The 18590-nt window shown below is 73.5% G+C and carries 11 protein-coding genes; 7 read left to right on the forward strand and 4 right to left on the reverse strand.

Translation table 11 applies throughout. The features are described from left to right. Positions 1-226: 226 nt before the first annotated feature. Positions 227-1747, forward strand: a complete 1521-nt coding sequence (locus tag ACWEN6_RS03535) for an MFS transporter (protein ID WP_354927102.1) — start codon at positions 227-229, stop codon at positions 1745-1747. A 488-nt stretch (positions 1748-2235) separates the two neighbouring features. Beyond that, positions 2236-3351, forward strand: coding sequence for an enolase C-terminal domain-like protein (locus ACWEN6_RS03540; RefSeq protein ID WP_452568776.1), 1116 nt, complete (start codon positions 2236-2238; stop codon positions 3349-3351). 478 nt (positions 3352-3829) lie between these two features. Here ACWEN6_RS03540 and ACWEN6_RS03545 read toward each other — a convergent pair whose 3' ends face one another. From ACWEN6_RS03545 to ACWEN6_RS03555, 3 genes are all read right to left on the reverse strand, one after another. After that, positions 3830-5425: an FAD-binding oxidoreductase gene (locus ACWEN6_RS03545; RefSeq protein ID WP_354927098.1), complete on the reverse strand. Its 1596-nt coding sequence runs from the start codon at positions 5423-5425 to the stop codon at positions 3830-3832. A 335-nt stretch (positions 5426-5760) separates the two neighbouring features. Then, complete coding sequence (locus ACWEN6_RS03550) at positions 5761-7311, reverse strand: LCP family glycopolymer transferase (protein ID WP_452568777.1); 1551 nt, start codon at positions 7309-7311, stop codon at positions 5761-5763. A gap of 117 nt (positions 7312-7428) precedes the next feature. Beyond that, positions 7429-8922 carry an alpha/beta hydrolase family protein gene (locus tag ACWEN6_RS03555; protein ID WP_354927094.1) on the reverse strand — a complete coding sequence of 498 codons (1494 nt, stop codon included), beginning with the start codon at positions 8920-8922 and terminating at the stop codon, positions 7429-7431. A gap of 200 nt (positions 8923-9122) precedes the next feature. Here ACWEN6_RS03555 and ACWEN6_RS03560 point away from each other — a divergent pair, with 200 nt between their 5' ends. Together ACWEN6_RS03560 and ACWEN6_RS03565 are read left to right on the forward strand one after the other, a co-directional pair. After that, on the forward strand, positions 9123-10250 hold the full coding sequence (locus ACWEN6_RS03560) for an exonuclease SbcCD subunit D (RefSeq protein WP_354839393.1): 1128 nt from the start codon (positions 9123-9125) through the stop codon (positions 10248-10250). A 322-nt stretch (positions 10251-10572) separates the two neighbouring features. Next, positions 10573-14838: an AAA family ATPase gene (locus tag ACWEN6_RS03565; protein ID WP_452568778.1), complete on the forward strand. Its 4266-nt coding sequence runs from the start codon at positions 10573-10575 to the stop codon at positions 14836-14838. A 44-nt stretch (positions 14839-14882) separates the two neighbouring features. Here ACWEN6_RS03565 and ACWEN6_RS03570 read toward each other — a convergent pair whose 3' ends face one another. After that, entirely contained in the window at positions 14883-15560 is a 678-nt protein-coding gene (locus ACWEN6_RS03570) for a M50 family metallopeptidase (protein ID WP_354927193.1), read from the reverse strand. 587 nt (positions 15561-16147) lie between these two features. Between ACWEN6_RS03570 and ACWEN6_RS03575 the strand changes: the two genes are divergently transcribed. The 3 genes from ACWEN6_RS03575 (at position 16148) to ACWEN6_RS03585 (ending at position 18549) form a co-directional block, all read left to right on the forward strand. Next, on the forward strand, positions 16148-16666 hold the full coding sequence (locus ACWEN6_RS03575) for a nuclear transport factor 2 family protein (RefSeq protein WP_354927088.1): 519 nt from the start codon (positions 16148-16150) through the stop codon (positions 16664-16666). 69 nt (positions 16667-16735) lie between these two features. Next, the gene (locus ACWEN6_RS03580; protein ID WP_354927086.1) at positions 16736-17887 is read left to right on the forward strand and encodes a magnesium and cobalt transport protein CorA; all 1152 of its coding nucleotides are present in this window, start codon (positions 16736-16738) and stop codon (positions 17885-17887) included. A 92-nt stretch (positions 17888-17979) separates the two neighbouring features. Further along, a complete protein-coding gene (locus ACWEN6_RS03585) occupies positions 17980-18549 on the forward strand; it encodes a TIGR03086 family metal-binding protein (RefSeq protein ID WP_354927084.1) in 570 nt (189 codons plus the stop codon). The last annotated feature ends 41 nt before the right edge of the window (positions 18550-18590 follow it).

Below are 18590 nucleotides of genomic sequence, written 5' to 3' on the forward strand. Positions count from 1 at the left end.
AGGGTGGGAAGGGCTTTGCGGGGATGGGAGTGTTTTGGGATGGTATGTGAGTTTTGTTGATCCGCTCGTACAGAATGAGAACCTCAATCATGATCGGGGCCGTGACCGGCGGGCCGTTCCGGAGCCGCCGCACCTCGGGTGACGCGGGCCGGGAGGGCCGGCTTGGGGCGAAAGGCCTAGGTAGGGGGCCGATGTGGCGGACGCGACGGACTCATACGGTGAGCGCGTGTCCTCAGCAGTGATCGAATCTCCGCCCATCTCGCCGTCCGGCGTGTTCAGCCGTCCGTACCGGGGACTCAGCGCCGGCATCGTCGCTCTCGTGCTGCTCATCGCGTTCGAGTACCTCGCGGTGGCGACGGCGATGCCGGTGGTCGCCCGCGCGCTCGACGGGCTGCCGCTCTACGGGCTGGCCTTCAGCGGGTCGATGGCCGCCAGCGTGATCGCCACCGTCGCGGGCGGCCGGTGGAGCGACGTGCGCGGCCCGGTCGCGCCGCTGTGGACGGGGATCGGCGGGTTCACCGTGGGCCTGCTCATCGCAGGGCTGGCTCCCACGATGCACGTGCTCGTCCTGGGCCGGTTCGTGCAGGGCATCGGCGGCGGCCTGTTCTCGGTCGCGCTGTACGTGGTCGTGGCGCAGGTGTACCCGCCGGAGATGCACCCCCGCGTGTTCTCCCTGCTGGCCACGGCATGGGTGCTGCCGTCCATCGTCGGTCCGGCGATCACCGGCACCGTGGTGGAGCACGCCGGCTGGCGGTGGGTCTTCCTGGGGATCCCGCTGCTGGTGGCCCCGGCCGCCGTCGTGCTGTGGCACGGGCTGACCGGACGGTCGGCCGCCGACAGGCCGCAGGACGCACCGCAGGGCGCGTCACCCCAAGCCCCGCCCCAGGACGCGCGGCATGGCGCACCGCAAGCCGCCGCGCCACCTCAGGCCGCGTCCCAGAACGCGCCGCATGGCGCACCGCAGGGCGCGTCACCCCAGTTCGCGCCCCAGAACGCGCCGCATGGCGCGCCCTCCGGCGCCGATTTTCGTGCTCGGCTCGCCTGGGGCGGCGTCGTCGCCGTCGGCGCGGCCCTGCTGCAGTACGGCAGCGGCCTGGGCGGCGACGGCTATGTGCTGCTGGCCGTGGGGCTCGCCGTCCTCGCCGTCGCCCTCCCGCGCCTGCTGCCCCGCGGCACGATGCGCGCGGCGCGCGGGTTCCCGACGGTGGTATTGCTGCGCGGTTTGGCCGCCGGGGCGTCGTTCGCCGCCGATGTGTTCGTGCCGCTGATGCTGACGGGCGAGCGCGGGCTGAGCCCCACGTTCTCGGGCCTGTTCCTCACCGGGTCGGCCCTGACCTGGTCACTCGCCTCCTGGATCCAGGGGCGCCGCCGGTACGACCGCACGCGGTTGCTGCGCGTCGGGACGTTCCTGGTCGCCGTCGGCACCGCCGGCACGGCGTTGCTGGTCTTCGACTCCGTGCCGCTCGCCGCCGGCCTGGTCGCATGGCTGGCCACTGGGTTCGGCATCGGCCTGGTCTACCCGACGCTGTCGGTCCTCACCCTTGAGCTGTCCGCCCCCGGCGAGGAGGGCAGGAACAGCTCCTCGCTCCAGATCGGCGAGTCGGTCTTCTCGGTCGTCGCCATCGCCCTCACGGGTGCGCTGTTCGCGGCGTTCGACACCGCCTGGTGGGTGTACCTCGCCTGCTTCGGCCTGATCGTCGCCCAGGCCGCCCTCGCCACGCCGATCGCCGGCCGCACCGGACGCTGACAGCCGCGCAGCCGCCCCGCGTCCCGGCCAGGCCTGACCGCCGCCCGGTCCGCCGATCACCCGCCGAGCCGTCCCGGCGTCATGACGTGACCAGGACTCATGACCGGTCCAGATCGCCCGAGCGTCGTGATGCGGCCCGGATCCATAACAGCGCGCCGGAGCCGCCCCGTGTCGTGATGTGGCCCGGACTCGTGACGGACCGGGCCTTAGGCGCTCCGTCTTGGGATGTGGCTCGGACCGTGACGGACCCGGACCTAGGGGCCCTGTGTCGTGGTGTGGTCGGGCCTGTGATGGGACGGGGAGGCCCCTATCGTGGCGTGGTCTGACCGTCTGTCGGGCCGGGGGCTGACAGGCGGGCCACCAGCGGGAATGTCACGCGCGGAGCGCCTCGCCGACCGGAGGTTTCCGCCCGCGCGGGCGGCCCGCGTTTCGAGCGCCTCCTCGCAGCGGGCACCATGGAAGGGACAGGTGTTCGATGAGGGGGTTCCATGCCGCGCGTCCGTGAGCTCGAGGTCTTCCGGCTCGTGCTGCCCTACGGCAGGCGTCCGGAGAGCATCCTGGTCAAGCTCACCGACTACGGGGGGATGACCGGGTGGGGGGAGGTCGTCCAGCCCGCGGAGCTCCGGCCCGCGCGGGGGACGCACACCGCCACCGCCCATGGCCAGGACGACATGGGCGCCGCTGAGGCCGCCGACCGCGATCACGTGCTCGGCAAGACGTGGGCGACGCTGGAGGAGTCTCTCGGCCCCGCGCTTCTCGGCGTTGACTGGGAGCACCCCGACGAACTGGGCACCGTCCCCGGCGGCACCGCCGTCGACCTGGCCTGCTGGGACCTGTGGGCGCGCATGCAGGGCGTCCCGCTGGCCCACGCGATCGGCGGCACCCGCACCTCCCTCATGGCGACGGTGCGACTGGCCGCCGAGCGGTCGCTCGAGGCGATGGTGGCCCGGGTGAACCGCCACGTGTGCGCCGGCTACGCCCACGTCACCTTGGACGTGCATCCCGGCTGGGACGTCGAGCCGGTGCGCGCGGTGCGGCAGGCCTATCCCGCCCTGGCGCTCGCCGTGGACGCCCGCGGCGCCTACACCGACGTCTCGGCGCTGGAGGCGCTGGCCTCCTACGACGTGACCGCCATCGAGCGTCCGTTCGGCGGCCCGGACACCGCCCCCGACCTCGACATGCACGCCGAACTGCAGGACCGGGTCACCTCGCTCGTCGCGATCGAGGTGCACTCGGTGGCCGCGCTGCGTGAGGCCGTAGCGGCGCGGGCCGGCGGCGCGCTGCTGCTGCGCCCGTCCCGCTTCGGGGCGCTGCGCGCCGTGCGGACGGCGCACGACGTGGCCGTGGCGGCCGGGTGGGACATCACCGCCGCCGGCGGGCGCGGCACCGGCCTGGCGCGCGCGGCCACGGTCGCCGTCGCCAGCCTGCCCGGGTGCACGCTGCCCAGCGACGTGACCGAGCCGCCGCGCAGCGCGCAGATCGTGACACCCCCGGTCGGGGCCTCCGGCGGCGTCGTCGCCGTCCCGCTCACCCAGCCGGGCCTCGGCCACCTGGTCGACGAGGACCGCGTCCGCCGGCTCGCGGGCGACTCCTTCCGCCTCTGAACACCGAACCGGCAGGACCGGCAGGACCACCCGGTGCAGGTGAGGCCCGGCGGGACCGGCAAGACCAGCAAGGACCGGCGGGACCACCCAGTGCAGGTCAGGCCCAGCAGGACGGGCAAGACCACCCAGGATCGGCAGGACGGCCCAGGACCGGCAGGACCGGCAGGACCGCCCAGGGAAGGTCAGGACCGGCAGGTTGCCGATGAACGGGGACGGTCGCTCATGACCGCCAGGGCCGCCGATGAACGGCCGGGATCGATATGACCGGTCAGCACCGTCGATGAATGGCCAGGGACTGCCCATGGGGCCGGCGGCATCGGTGGACCGGCCGGGGTGGATAAGGCGGATAAGACGGCGAAGGCGACCGGGTCGGCCGGAAGTCGTGCCGGGGCCATGACGGCGTGCCAGGCCGTGCTGCGCTGTGCCAGGCCGTGCTGCGCTGTGCCAGGCCGTGCCGTGCTGTGCTGTGCCGGGAGCGTCATCTGATCGACTGGTCGTGCCGGAAGATGTCGTGCGGGTCCCAGGTGCGCTTGGCCTGCCGCAGGCGTTCGTAGTTGTCGCCGTAGTACAGGCGGTACCACGGCACGTCGGAGGTGTTCCACCGCGGGCTGCTGAGATCGCGGTCGGGATAGTTGATGTAGCACCCGTCGGTGACGGCGTCGGGGTCCGTCGCGCCGTCTGCCGCGGCCGGCACCGGGACGCCGCCGGAGGCGTGGTAGACCCGGCGGTACAGCTCGCGGATCCAGCGTTCGTGGACGGCGTCCTCGGCCGGGTCGGTCCAGTACGTCTGGTACTGCAGCTTCATGATCGAGTCGCGCTGCGCCACGGCGGTCTCGTGCGCGCCGACCGCGTTGATCGCGCATCCGTAGGTGTCCACCTGGATGAGCGCCTCGGGGTTGGCGTAGGCGGTGGTGTCGTAGTCGTCGCCGGGGACCTCGGTGTCGTCGCGCGCGCCGGACAGGAAGTTCCACATGACCCGCACCTGCTGGTCGGGGAACGGTTTGCGCATGTAGGCCGACTTGTACTTCCCGCGCCGGCCCGCGCCCGCGCCGTTGAGGGCCTGGGTCGCCTGGATCCACGGCATCAGGCGGGGCTCGTCGTGCAGCCCTTCCATCGGCGGGTGCTCACCCGTCTCCACGTCCAAGGTGGCGCGCGGCGCGTCCACGCCGTCCTCCATCTGGGCGAGGAAGGCGTCGAGCAGGTCGCGGCCGGCGGCGGGGTTGGTGGCCTCCACCTGCGTGATGAGCCCGATCTTCCCGGCCGCTCGCTGCGTGAGCTTCAGGATGGAGAACAGGCCGGCGTACTCGCTGCCGGGGGCGCTGTTGTCAGCGCAGAACCGCCCGAAGTTCCCGACGAGCCGGGCGAAACGGTCATAGGTCATGCCCTCCCAGCTCCAGCCGACGGCGCTGAGCCAGACGTTGATCGGCGGCCGGGGGAGGTCCTTGAACCAGTAGCGGGTGATCACCCCGAAGTTGCCGCCGCCGCCGCCGGTGTGCGCCCACCACAGCTCGCGCAGGTCACCGTCGTCGTCCCTGCGGGCGATCACCGCCTGCGCCTGGTAGTCGCCGCGCGGCTCGCGGCGCACGACGACGACCTCCACGGCGTACAGGTAGTCGACCGTCAGGCCGTGCCGGCGCGACAGCAACCCGTACCCGCCGCCGCAGATGTGGCCTCCCGCGCCGACCGAGTAGCAGGACCCGGCGGGCAGCGTGCGCCCGGACTCGCGGTACAGCCGGGCGTAGTTGTGCCAGTTCGTCGCCCCGGCCTCCACGCAGTACGCCCCCATGGCGGGATCGTGGTGGACGCGGTCCATGCCGCCCATGTCGATGATCACCTGGACTCCGTCGGCGGCCACGAAATTCTCGTAGCAGTGGCCGCCGGAGCGCACGGTGACCCGGGTGCGGCCGCTGTTGAGCGCCTCGTTCAGGGCGCCGATCACCTCGCCGGTCGACCGCACGACTTTGACGTAGTCGGGCCGGGCGGTCCAGCGCTGGTTGGAACCCTGGCACAGCGCGCCGTACCTGTCGTCGATGCCGGTCACGGTGATGCCCGAACCGGCTTCCGCGTTGGACACTGCGCTCTCCTTGTGGGGGTTGGCGGCGCCGCCGGCGAGAGGCGCCGGGACGCGGGCGTCCGGGACCTGCCGGCCCGGTGGTGCGGCGGCAGGGGACCGCGGGACGCGCAGGGGCGTGGGGTTCGCGGGCCGCCGGAACAACGCTCGTAACAGGCCACCCGGAGCGCGGATGAGGGAACGGGGAGGACGCGTCATGGCGGACGGCTTTCAGCACGGCCGCGTCGCGGGGGGCGGACACACGAGTAAGACTTACCGTAGCCGACCGACTACGTGACGTGGTCGAGGCATCGCCGTTATCGAACCGTGACCAAGGGGTCGGGCGGAGCTCCCGGTCCTCAGGCGCCGCAGATGCTCCGGTCGGCGTGCTTGCCCGGCGTGCCCGCGCGGGTCGCCGAGGGGGACGGGGTGCCCGGGCCCGAGGCGGCCGACGAGGGCGAAGCCGTGACCGGGCCGCCCGTCGAGGGCGAGGTCGCCGGGGTCGCCGGGGACGCCGAGGGCGAGGTCACCGCGGACGCCGCGGGGGAGGGCGTCGCGGGGCCCGCCGCCGAGTCGCGTATCGCCTTGGCGCTGCGCGCGCGGATCAGCGCCCAGTCGGGGTCGGCGGTGCTGACCAGCGGTGGCACGAACTGCACCCCGGTGACCCGCGCGTCCCGCACCTTCAGCGCGAGCGGCACCAGGTGCTCCAGCATCGACCGGGGGATGTCGGTGCGGAACATGCCCTTCGACGCCCGCGCCAGCTGGTTGAACCTGATCAGCACCGTGCCGGGGTCGGTCTGGTGGAGCAGGGCGTCCAGCACGCACCGCTGGCGTCCCATGCGCGTGTAGTCGTCGCTGTAGGTGCGCGAGCGGGCGAACCACATGGCGTCCGCGCCGCGCAGCCTGCGGGTGCCGGCCTTGACCAGGCCCTCGTTGTACTTGCCGAACACCACGTCGGTCGGGACGGTCAGCGTGAGGCCGCCGAGGGCGTCGATGATCCTGGCCAGCCCCCACATGTTGACCAGGGCGTACCAGTCGACGTCCAGGCCCAGGGTGTAGCCGATGGTCTGCTTGAGCGTCTCGGGGCCCATGCCGTGCCGGCCGCCGAACAGCTCGGGGTGGGTCTCGGCGTACTCCCACACCGAGAACAGCAGGTCCTCGCGGGAACCGTCGGGGTTGGCGGGCAGGCGGAAGCCGTCGGGGAACCTGCGCCGCATCGGAGTGCCCGGGGGGAAGCGCACCTTCTCCAGGTTGCGGGGAAGGCTGAGCAGCACGGTGTTGCCCGTGCGCACGTCCACGCTGGCCATGTTGAGGCTGTCGGTGCGCACGCCCACCCGGTTCGGCTGCCAGTCGCCGCCGAGGAGCAGGATGTTCACCCGCGTCCTGCCCCCCCACGGGTCCACCGGGCGGGAGCCGGGCGTCGGCGCCGCCGCCGCCGCCACGGTGGGCGGGGCGTCGAAGACCGTGTCCAGCGTCTCCCCGGACACGATCGCGTACTGGGCGACGACGACGAACGGCAACGCCACGCTGACCGCCAGGATCCCGGCCAGGACGCCGGAGACCACCTGTCCCGCCTGCGGCAGCTCACCCGGGTTCAGGACCACGTACGAGCGGACCAGCAGCGTGAACCAGCCGAGCGCCGCGACCAGCGCCACGGCGATCACGGCGCGCAGCCATCCGGGGTCCAGCAGGCGCCCGGCCAGGCCGGCGTCCGCCGTCAGCGCGACGGCCGTGACCGCCGCGAGCAGCACGCCGTACGCGCCGAGCAGCAGGAACCCGGTGCGGCGGTGGCCGGCGCGCAGGTGCGCCGCGCCTGGCACCAGGGCGGAAAGAGCCGTCCACCCGATGACCGCGGCCGTCCCCCGCGGCTTGATCTTCTCCGGCAACGCTGCCCCATCCTCTTCGATCAAGGGGGCAATGTATCCAGCGCAGCCGACGCGGACGTGAACATGCAGGGAACGGCGGTCGAGTTGTACGGGTATGCCGGGAAAGATGTGTCCGACAGGTCAGCGGGCAGGCACGCCGGGTTACCAGGGGATGCCGAACAGCCCGTAGTAGGCGGCGGTGACCATGAGCAGGGCGGTGCCCCCCAGCACCGCGGCGAGCGCGAACCGCTGCCAGCGCCCCGGCTCCCAGCCGTCCCGCAGCGCGGCGATCAGGGCCGCGACCGTCGTCACCTCCTGCACCAGCATCAGCACGGCCAGCACCCGGACCACCAGCCACCCGGCGAGCACGGCCGGCCACGCCCCGGCCTGGTTCACCGAGAACAGCACGATCAGCGTGATGAACGCCGTCACGGCGGCGAGCAGGCCCACCCCCGTCCACGCCATGCGGCGCAGGCGGCGGCGGATCCCCGGCCACAGGTCGGGCCGGGACACCAGGGCGTCCCGGCCGCGTAACCGCACGACCATCTCGGTCACCGGGGCCGCGACGTACCCGACGGCGGTGAGGGTCAGCGCGAAGCCGAGGATGGCGCCGCGCGCGTACCAGGGCGCCGTGGGCACGTCGGCCGCGACGTAGCGCTGCACGGGCGTCGCCCCCGCGACCTGCAGCCCGGCCGCCGGCGCCGCCGTCCTTGGCAGGTTGAGCACCCAGTTGGCCAGCGTCTCCAGGTAGCCGTGGGCGAACGGCCCGCCGTTCACCCGCATCGCGTGGTCGGCCCCGCCCAGGAAGCGGATGGTGTAGTCGGCGTTGTCCGCCTCCCGCAGGGCCGCGGTGAGCTTCTGGGTGCTCTCGACGAACGGGATCGAGGGGTCCATCGTCCCGTACAGCGCCAGCATCGGCTGCGTCACCCGCCGCAGCACCGGCACGCTGTCGTAGCGCAGGAAGTCGAAGCCGACGCCGCCCATCGCCTTGGTCAGCAGCTCGCGGACCCCCGCGGGGGCGTGCAGGCGCTGGAGCTGCTCGTTCAGCGCCCACGCCACCTGGCGCATCGGCGAGACGACGGGGGCGGACACCATGACGGTGTAGGCGACGTCCATGCTCCTGGCCGCGGCGATCGGCAGCACCCAGCTGCCCTCGCTCACGCCCCACAGGCCCGCGCGGCCCGGGTCGACGTCCGGGCGCCCGCGCACCGTTTCGATCATGCGCAGCGCGTCGTCGGCGAGCAGGGAGAAGTCGCGGTGGCGGAAGTCGTACCCGACGGTCCGCTTGTCGTAGGTGAGCGTCACCACACCCGCCCGGGCCAGCCAGGTCGCCTGCGTGGTGAACTCGCCACGGTCGCCCGACCCTGAGCCCTGGACGAAGACCAGCGCCGGGTGACGGCCGGGAGTGCGCGGCGACCTGATCGTCGCCGTCAGCGTGGTGCCCTGGGCCGGCACGGAGATGTCCTTGACGTCGATGGCGCCGTAGTGCGGGACCGGGCGGTACTCGGCGGCGGGCTGCGCCGGCAGGGCGCTCAGGCCCGCGCTCTGGGTCAGCGGGGGCGGGTCGAAGGAAGGCGGGGACAGCACGTAACCCACCGTGGCCAGGATCCCCAGCAGGACCCCGGTCGCGACGCTCAGCCGGCTCCGGACGCTCACGCCACCTCCTCGTGCGGCGGCTCGTCGTCGGACCGTCGTGCCGCGTCGGCCCACAGGCCCGGCTCTGGCGCGCGCATGTCCTCTATACGAGGGCGTTCCGCCCTTAATATGACCTCCGATCATCAGGTTAAGTCACACGGATGGAACGATGGTGCCGGAGGGGCCACCTTTGTCGGTGGGACCTGTTAGCTTCCTGCGACATGCGTGTCCTGCACACCTCCGACTGGCACCTGGGCCGGGCCTTCCACCGCGAGAGCCTGCTCGAGGCCCAGGCCGCCTTCGTCGACCACCTGGTGGAGACGATCAGGTCGGAGCGCGTCGACGTGGTGGCCGTCGCCGGTGACGTGTACGACCGCGCGCTCCCCTCGGTCGACGCCGTCGCGCTGTGCAACGAGACCCTGCGCCGGCTCGTCGCCGAGAACGTCCACACCGTCCTGATCAGCGGCAACCACGACTCCGCGCGCCGGCTCGGCTTCGGCGCCGACCTGATGGACGCCTCCGGGGTGCACCTGCGCACCGATCCCGCCCGCGTCGGCGAGCCGGTCGTCGTCGGCGATGTGGCCTTCTACGCCATCCCCTACCTCGAGCCCGAGGCCGTCCGCGCGCCGTGGGCCCTGCCCGAGCGCAGCCACTCGGCCGCTCTCGAGCACGCCATGGGCCTGGTCCGCGACGACCTGGCCGGGCGCGGCATGCCCTCGGTGGTGCTCGCCCACGCCTTCGTCACCGGCGGCAAGGGCAGCGACAGCGAGCGCGACATCAGCGTGGGCGGCGTCGCGCACGTTCCGGTCGCCGCCTTCGACGGCGTCGACTACGTCGCCCTCGGCCACCTGCACGGCCGGCAGCGCATGAGCGAGTCGGTCCGCTACTCCGGCTCCCCGATCGCCTACTCCTTCTCCGAGGCCACGCAGGTGAAGGGGTCCTGGCTGGTCGACATCGGGCCCGGCGGGTTCCGGGGCGCCGAGTTCGTCCCCGCCCCCGTGCCGCGGCCGATCGCCCGCGTCAGCGGCCGGCTGGCCGATCTGCTCACCTCAGAGCGCTGGTCGGCGTTGGAGGGCCACTGGCTGCAGGTCACCCTCACCGACCCGGTGCGGCCCAAGAGCGCCATGGAGAACCTCCGCCGGCGCTTCCCCCACACGCTGGCCCTGTCCTTCGACCCCGAGGACGCCCCGCAGGCCGCGCCCCGCGCGCCCCGGCTCGCGGGCCGGCCCGAGATCGAGGTGGCGCTCGACTTCGTCCGCGAGGTGCGCGGCGAGCCGGCCGACGACGGCGAACGCCGCCTGCTGCGCGAGGCCGTCGAGGCATGCCGCGCCAAGGAGGCCCTCGCGTGACCCTCCTCCCCAGGGCGGCCGCCGCCCCCATACCGCCCTCGGTCACCCTGCGTACGCCCCCGCGACCCCCGGTGACCTGGATCAACGTCCCTACCGGCATGCCGATCACCGGCCCGCGACCGTCCTTCATGGAGATGGGCGTCCCCGCGGCCGGGTGGCACCCGGACACGCGATCGGCGGTGACGGTGATCGACGGCCCGGCGGTCATGCGGCGTACGGGCGCGCGCTCGTCGGTCAGCCGACGTCAGGGTGCACGCGATCTGCCCGCATACGATCAAGCGGGGACGGGCGGCGGCACTGCCTGGGGAGAGGGGGGCGCGCGATGAGGTTGCACCGATTGCGGCTGACCGCCTTCGGCTCCTTCCCCGGGCAGGAGGAGGTCGACTTCGACGCCCTCGGCGAGGCGGGGCTGTTCCTGGTCCACGGCCCGACGGGCGCGGGCAAGACCACCGTGCTCGACGCCGTCTGCTACGCCCTCTACGGCCAGGTGCCCGGCCAGCGCAACAGCGCCCGCCGCCTGCGCTGCGACCACGCCCCGGCCGACCGCGGCCCCAAGGTCGAGCTGGACGTCACGCTGCGGGGCAGGAGGTTCCGCGTCACTCGCTCGCCCGTCTGGCACCGTCCCAAGCTGCGTGGCGAGGGGCTCATCGAAGAGAAGGCCAAGGTCCTGCTCGAAGAGGTCCTGCCCTCCGGCGAGCGCGTGTTCCTGTCCGGGCGCGCCGACGAGACCGGCGAGCTGATCGGCGGGCTGCTCGGCATGAACGCCGACCAGTTCTGCCAGGTCGCGATGCTCCCTCAGGGCGACTTCGCCCGGTTCCTGCGCGCCGACGGCGACGAACGCCGCAAGCTCCTCGAGAAGCTCTTCTCGGTGAAGATCTACAGCGAGGTCGAGCGGTGGCTGGCCGACCACCGCACCACCGCCGGCCAGGAACGCCAGGAACTGCGCCAGCGCGTCGACTCGGTCGTCGACCAGATGCGCGGCGCCGCCGGCCCCGCCCTCCTGGCGGCCGTCATCCCCGACGCGGCGGCGGCTCCCGATCCCCGGGAGGAGCCGCTGGAGTGGGCGCGGGCGCTGCTCGCGATGGCGCATGAGGCGTACGTCACCGAGGCGGGTGCGCAGGTGGCGAGCGAGGCGGCACTGCGGTCCTCGCGCGCCGCGTTCGAGGCGGCACGCGAACTGGCCCAGCGGCAGCGCGCCCACGCCGAGGCTGTCGCCCGCCGCGACGGCCTCGACCGCACCGCCGACGAGCGCTCCGACCTCGCGTCCATCCTCGCCGACGCCGCCCGTGCCGAGGCCGTGCTGCCGCTGGTCCAGCAGGCCGAGCAGCGAGCGGAGGCCGCCGCCAAGGCCGAGGGCCTGGCCGCGGACGCGCTGGCCCGAGCCCTTCCCCTCACGCGTCGCCCCTCCACCGGCCCTGACGGCGCCGATCACAACGGCACCGATCACAACGGCACCGGCCACTCTGATACGAGCCACGATCGTGCGGGCACTCCGCATACAGATACGGAAGACCAGGACGCGACGCACACGGGCATCGGACAGACACGTCCGCCCCAGCCGGGCGATGGGCAGGCGCGCCCGCCCCGACCGGATGGTCCCGAACGGCTGGCCGAGCTGGCGCGCGCTCGTCGCGACGAGATCGTCCGGCTGGAGGAGCTTCGTCCCGAGGAGGCCCGGGTCGCCGGCCTGCGTGAGCAACTCGCCACGTCCGGCAGGCGGCTCGCGGACCTCACGGCGCAGGAGGCCGAGACGGCCGAACGGCTCGCCGCGCTGCCCGAGCTGCGCCGCCGGACCGGTGAGCGTCTGGCGCAGGCCCGCCTGGCCGCCTCCGGCCTGCCCGGGGCCCGCGCCGCCGTGGCCGCCGCCACCGGCGACCTCGCGGCCGTCCGCCGCCGCGACGCCCTCGCCGGGCGGCTCGCCGCCGCCGCGCGCGACCTGCTGGACGCCCTCGCAGTCCTGCCCGCCGACCTTTTCGCCGGCTCCCGATCGGGGGATGCCGGCGCCGGCCCACCGGTGGAACAGACGCGGCGGACGACATCCGGAGCCGCTGACACCGACACCGACACCGGGGCCGGGGTCGGGGTCGACGCCGGGGTCGATGCCGGGGTCGACCCGTCGGCTGGAGGAGTGCCTCTTGGGGCGGCCCAGGCTTGGGCGGGGCCGCTGGAGGAGGTGGCGCGGGGGGCGATCTCCTCGACGGAGTTCGCGGAGGGCGCGGCCGCGGTGGAAGTGGTCGCGCGCGATCTGCGCGACCGGCTCGCCGCGCTCGAACGGGCGCACCGCGACGAGCTGGCCGGGCTGGAGCTCCGCCGGGCCGACGAGGCCCGGTTCGAGGAGACCCGCGCCGCGCTGCGCGCCCTCGACGGGGTGCTCGCCGAGCTGGCCGAGCGCGAGGCGGCCCTGGCCGACGCGCGGGCCGGGCTTCCCGGCCGCCTGGAAGAGGCGTCGGGACGGCTCGCCGAGGCCCAGGCCGAGGCGGCGCTGGTTCCGGCGGCCGCTTCCGCCTGCCAGGCCGCCGCGGTCGTGCTGGAGCAGGCGTCGCGCCGCGACGCGCTCACGGCCGAGCTGGAGGCCGCCGAGGGCGAGCGGCGCCGGGCCACCGACGAGGCGCAGGAGCTGCGCGACCGTCTCCAGCAGATCAGGCAGGCCCGCATCGACGGCATGGCGGCCGAGTTGGCGCGCGGCCTGGTCCCCGGTGAGCCGTGCGCGGTGTGCGGCTCCGCCGACCATCCCGCGCCCGCGTCGCCGGCCCTGTCCACGCCGACGCTCGACGACGAGCAGGCGGCCCAGGCGCTGTCCGACGCCGCGCAGGAGACCCGCCAGGCGGCCGAGGGCAGGGCCGCGGTGCTGTCCGCGCGGCTCCAGGACGCCACCCTCCGCGCCGGCGGACGGACGGCCGGCGCGGCGCTGGCGGCGCGCGACGAGGCCGATGCCGAACTGGTCCGTCTGGAGTCGATCGCCGGTCAGGTGCCCGCCATCGAGGCGCGGGTCCGTGGCCTCCAGGACGAGCTGGACGCGGTCACCGGCCGGGCCCGCGAGCTCGACGTCATGATCGCCGAGCGGCGCGCCGACCAGGCCGGGCTGCGACGCGAGCTCGACCGTCTCGGGGAGCTCCTCGCCGCCGCGCGCGGCGGCGACGACAGCGTGGGCGCCCGTCGCGACCGCGTCACCACCGAGACCGCACTACTGGCCGCCGCCGTCCAGGCCGCCGCAGGCGTCGCCGAGACGGCCACCGCCTGCACCGAGGCCCGCGCCGCCGTCTCCCGCGCCCGGTCCGAACGCGCCGGCGAGGGTGCGCCGGCCGAAGGCGAGATGAGCGCGGTCGCGGCCGAGGAGATGTTGCGCGAGGCCGAGGCGGCGCTGACTCGGCTGCGGGAGGCGGCCGAGGGGGAGGCCGCGCTGGTCGAAGAGCTGACCGGTGTCGAGGAGCAGCTCGCCAAGCTCGGTGAGAGCCTCACGCGCCTCGGGCTTGAGATCGCCGCGGAGCGCGCGGCCGGGAAGACCGCGGCCGCCGACGCCGAGCGGCTGGCGGCCCGGCTGGCCGAGGCCAAGGGCGAGGACGCCACGCTCGCCGCCCGCGTCGACCGGCTCGCAGACGAGGCCGAGCTGCTGCGGGACGCCGTGGAGACCGCTCGCGCCGCCCTCACCGAAAGCGCCGAACGGGACGCCGCGGTGGCACGCGCCGAGAGCGCCGCCGCGGACGCCGACTTCGCGAGCCTCGCCGACGTGCGGGCGGCCACGCGCCCGGCGGCGAGCCTGGAGTCCATGGCCGCGCGGTTGCGGGAGCTGGACGCCGAACGCGCCGCCGTGACCAGGCTCCTGGCCGACCCTGAGCTGGCGGCCGCGGCGGCCGCGCCCGCTCCTGATCTGCCCGCCCTCACCGACGGCTTCGAACGCGCCGAACGCGAGCACGCCTCGCGCACCTCCGCGCGCGACCAGGCCGAAGGACGGCACGACGAGCTGCTGGCGCTCACCGCGACGCTGGAAGCCGCCCTGGCCGAATGGCGTCCCGCCGAGGAGCGTTACCGCCTGGCCAAGCGCCTGGCAGAGCTGGCCGTCGGCACCTCCTCCGACAACAGGCTCGACATGCGCCTGTCGTCGTTCGTCCTCGGCGAGCGGCTGCGCCAGGTCGTGGACGCCGCCAACGAGCGGCTCGACCACATGTCCGGTGGCCGTTACAGCCTGCTGTTCGACGTGCGCAAGTCGGCGGCCGACCGCAAGCGCTCCGGCGGCGGGCTCGGCCTGCGCGTCCTGGACGGCTGGACGGGCGCCGACCGTGACCCGGTGACGCTGTCCGGCGGTGAGGCGTTCATGACCTCGCTGGCACTGGCCCTCGCGTTGGCCGACGTGGTGACCGCGGAGGCGGGCGGGGTGGAGCTCGGCACGCTCTTCATCGACGAAGGGTTCGGCACCCTGGACGACGAGACGCTCGACGGTGTCCTCGACATCCTGGACGAGCTGCGCGACGGCGGCCGGGCGGTCGGCATCGTCAGCCACGTCGGCGAGCTGCGTGCCCGCGTGCCCGCCCAGCTCAAGGTCACCAAACAGCGCTTCGGCTCGACCCTGGCGACAGCCGTCCCATCCTGACGCGGCGGTGACCGGCGCCCCGGCCCGCTGGTGATCTTCGCTCGTCAGGTGGCGTTGAGCAGGTCCAGGATCTCCAGAGGGGTGAGCAGGTAGCTGCCGATGACCAGGGCCGCGCCGGAGACCAGCAGGAACAGGAAGACGAAGAAGCCGCCCGGGAACGGGGTGAGTCGCGCGAGCTGGTCGGCGTCGGAGTCGGGCGCCCGGCCGCGCCGGCGCTTGCTCCGCAGTTCGAGGATGGGCCGTACGCCGCCGATCAGCAGGAACCACGCGACGAGCTGTGCGCCGACCGCCTGGATGTGCGCCGGGGCGAACCAGGACAGCGCGAAGACCGCTCCGCCGATCGTCAGGAGCGACACCACTCCGAAGACGTTGCGGATCATCAGCAGCATGCTGGCCAGCAGCAGCATGATGGTCCAGAGCAGGATCGTGATGTACCCGAGGGCGGTGAGCCACGCGGCGGCCAGCCCGAGCAGCGAGGGGGCGACGTACCCGGCGGCGGCCGTAAAGATCATCCCAGGCCCGGTGGGACGGCCCCGGGTCAGCGTGACCCCGGAGGTGTCTGAATGCAGGCGGATGCCCTGGAGCTTGCGCCGGGTGAGCACGGCCACCAGCGCGTGCCCTCCCTCGTGCGCGATCGTGATCAGGCCTCTGGAGATGTGCCACGACGTGGGGTACACGACCACGCCGAAGGCGACGAGCGCGGCCAGAGCGGCGATCCACATGGGCGGGACCGGCTGCACGGTGGTCAACCGTGCCCAGAGAGCGCTGAACGTCTGCAGGGTCCACCTCCATCGACCAGGCCACCGGCGGCCGCGCGCGAGAACGCGCGGACATAGCCTTGCATGTCCGCCGACAGCACGCGCACTGTCCCGCCAGAACAAGATTCGACTTGGGTGATCCGCATCCCCGCCGGCCGACGGCACGGTACGCGGCGGCGGTCGGGCGCCGTAGCAGGCGCCGGCATCGCCGTACCACGACCCGCCGACCCGGCGCCGATCACTGCGGCACGTGGCCCGGGTAGAGAGCCGCGGCCGACGAACGTATGTGGGCACGTACTGATCAGTGTGGCGGGTGGCCGGGTGGAGAGTCGCGTCCGGTGAACATATGCGGTCATCGCACTAGGTGGAGCTTCGCGCGGGACGGGAGGGGGCGGGGTGAGCCGCGGAGGTGGGGAGGCGGCGGGGTGGGCCATGGGGTCGGGGGTGCCGGGGGCCCGCGCTGATGCGCTCGGTGTCATCGACGACCGGCTTTCGGAGGATGCCGGCGTAACGGCATCGGCGTTCGGGAAAAAGCCCTCTAAGCTGGAGCAGTGCCCTACTCCCGTACACCGGCGACGGGACCCGCCGAGCACCAGCAGGTGATCCGCGGCTTCTTCGACGCCTTCGCGCGCGGCGACACCGACGCCCTGGGACGGTGTTACCACCCGGAAATCAGCTTCGGCGACCCGGTCTTCCTCGAACTGGAGGGCCGCGACCAGGTCGTCGGCATGTGGAGCATGCTCCTCGCCTCCGTCACCGACCTCAGGGTCGCCGCCTGGGACATCACGGCCGACGACCACTCGGGCGGCGCGAGCTGGTCGGCCCGCTACGTCCTGCGGCGCAACGGCAGGCAGGTGGTCAACCAGGTGAGCGCGCAGTTCCGGTTCGAGGACGGGCTGATCGTCCGCCATCACGACGACTTCGACTTTCGCCACTGGTCGACGCTGGCGCTGGGCAGGCCCACCGGCGTGCTCGTCGGCTGGGCTCCGGCGCTGCGCCGCAGGGTCCGCGACAGGGCGCGCCACCGGCTCGACGAGTACCTGCGAAATGGGTCACTCATATCGGGTTAAGGTCTGACACGGGCGAGTCGACCCGGTCGTAGGTCCGCGACCGCCCCGAGCGTCCAGGGGAGGTGTCCGATGTCGGATCGTCGTGTGCGCGGGCTGAGGGATCTGATGCGCGTGCCGGTCGTGCGGGGAGGCGACCACGAGGTCGCCCCGGAGCATTCGATGGATCCCCGGCCGAAGGAGAACGACTCTCCGGCCGCGCAGCGGAGCGTCATCGACAACGCCGTCTACGTCGACGGCAAGCGGGTGGACACCCCGCCGTCCCTGGCCGAGGCGGTGACGGCCCTGCGCGCCCGGCCGGGCAGCATGGCGTGGATCGGCCTGTACCGGCCGGCCGGCTCGGAGATCCTCAAGGCCGCCGAGGAGTTCGGCCTGCACGAGCTGGCGGTCGAGGACGCCATCGTCGCCCACCAGCGGCCCAAGGCCGACCGGTACGGCGACACGCTGTTCCTGGTGCTGCGGGCCGCGCAGTACCTCGACTCGCCGGAGAAGGTCGAGTTCGGCGAGCTGCACGTGTTCGTCGGCGGCGACTTCGTGCTCACCGTGCGCCACAGCGAGGCCCCCGACCTGAGCAAGGTGCGGCGCCGGATGGAGAACGACCCCGACCTGCTGCGCCAGGGCCCGCAGGCGGTGCTGTACGCGATCCTCGACGCGGTGGTGGACGGGTACGCGCCGGTCGTGGCCGGCCTGCAGAAGGACATCGACGAGATCGAGGTGCAGGTCTTCGGCGGCGACCCGGCGGCGCCGCGGCGCATCTACGCCCTGTCGCGCGAGGTCATCGAGTTCCAGCGGGCGACCCGGCCGCTGCTGGACATGCTGAGCAACCTCATCGCCGGCTCGCCGAAGTACGGCGTCGACGGCGAGCTGCAGCGCTACCTGCGCGACGTGGCCGACCACGCCATCACCGTCGTGGAGCGGGTGGACAACTTCCGCCAGATGCTGCAGGACATCCTCATCGTGAACTCCACCCTGGTCAGCCAGGCGCAGAACGAGGAGATGAAGAACGTCACCCAGGCCAGCTACGCGCAGAGCGAAGAGGTCAAGAAGATCTCCTCCTGGGCGGCCATCCTGTTCGCGCCCACCCTCGTCGGCACGATCTACGGGATGAACTTCACCCATATGCCCGAGCTCGGCTGGGTGTACGGCTATCCGTTCGCCGTCGCTCTCATGGGGGCGGTCTGCGCCACCCTCTACCTGGTCTTCAAGCGCCGCGACTGGCTCTGACCGCCCGCGCCCGCGACCGGCTCTGACCGCCCGCGCCGCGATCCGGCCGGACCGGGAGGGACGACCCGCGCATTCGGGGTAGGTCCCCGCGTATGGAGGAACGCCTGCTGGAACTGCACGCCATCGCGATGGACGAGTTCGGGCTCCGGGTGGGGATGGTCGAGGGCGACATGTGGGAGGCTCCGACCCCGTGCTCGGAGTGGACCGTCCGCGACCTGGTGAACCATCTGGTGGTCGAGCAGTTGTGGGTGCCGCCGCTGCTGGCCGGGGAGACGGTGGCCGGTGTGGGGGACCGCTTCGCCGGCGACCGGCTCGGCGAGGACCCCGTGGCCCGCTGGACCGACGCCTCCGTCGCCGCGCAGCGCGCGCTGGCCGAGCCCGGCGCGCTCGACCGGGACGTCCACCTGTCCTACGGGACGGTGAGCGCCCGGCACTACTGCATGGAGCTGACCGCCGACCTCGCCGTCCACGCCTGGGACCTGGCCCGCGCCCTCGGCGCCGACGACCGGGTGGACCCGGGGGTGATGAGCGCGGCCTACGAGCACCTGCTGCCGATGAAGGACGCGCTCGCCGGCAGTGGCATGTTCGACGAGCCCGTGCCGGTGCCCGCCGACGCCGACCCGCAGACCCGCACCCTCGCCCTCACCGGCCGCCACCCCTGAGTCACCACCCTGAGTCGCCACCCTGAGCCGCGGCCCGCCGG

Source organism: Sphaerisporangium sp. NPDC004334 (genome assembly GCF_053602655.1).

Coding starts and splice junctions, on each gene's coding strand:
- ACWEN6_RS03560 (WP_354839393.1), top strand. CDS start 9,123: ATGCGTGTCCTGCACACCTCCGACTGGCACCTGGGCCGGGCCTTCCAC.
- ACWEN6_RS03570 (WP_354927193.1), bottom strand. CDS start 15,560: ATGTGGATCGCCGCTCTGGCCGCGCTCGTCGCCTTCGGCGTGGTCGTG.
- ACWEN6_RS03540 (WP_452568776.1), top strand. CDS start 2,236: ATGCCGCGCGTCCGTGAGCTCGAGGTCTTCCGGCTCGTGCTGCCCTAC.
- ACWEN6_RS03565 (WP_452568778.1), top strand. CDS start 10,573: ATGAGGTTGCACCGATTGCGGCTGACCGCCTTCGGCTCCTTCCCCGGG.
- ACWEN6_RS03585 (WP_354927084.1), top strand. CDS start 17,980: ATGGAGGAACGCCTGCTGGAACTGCACGCCATCGCGATGGACGAGTTC.
- ACWEN6_RS03580 (WP_354927086.1), top strand. CDS start 16,736: ATGTCGGATCGTCGTGTGCGCGGGCTGAGGGATCTGATGCGCGTGCCG.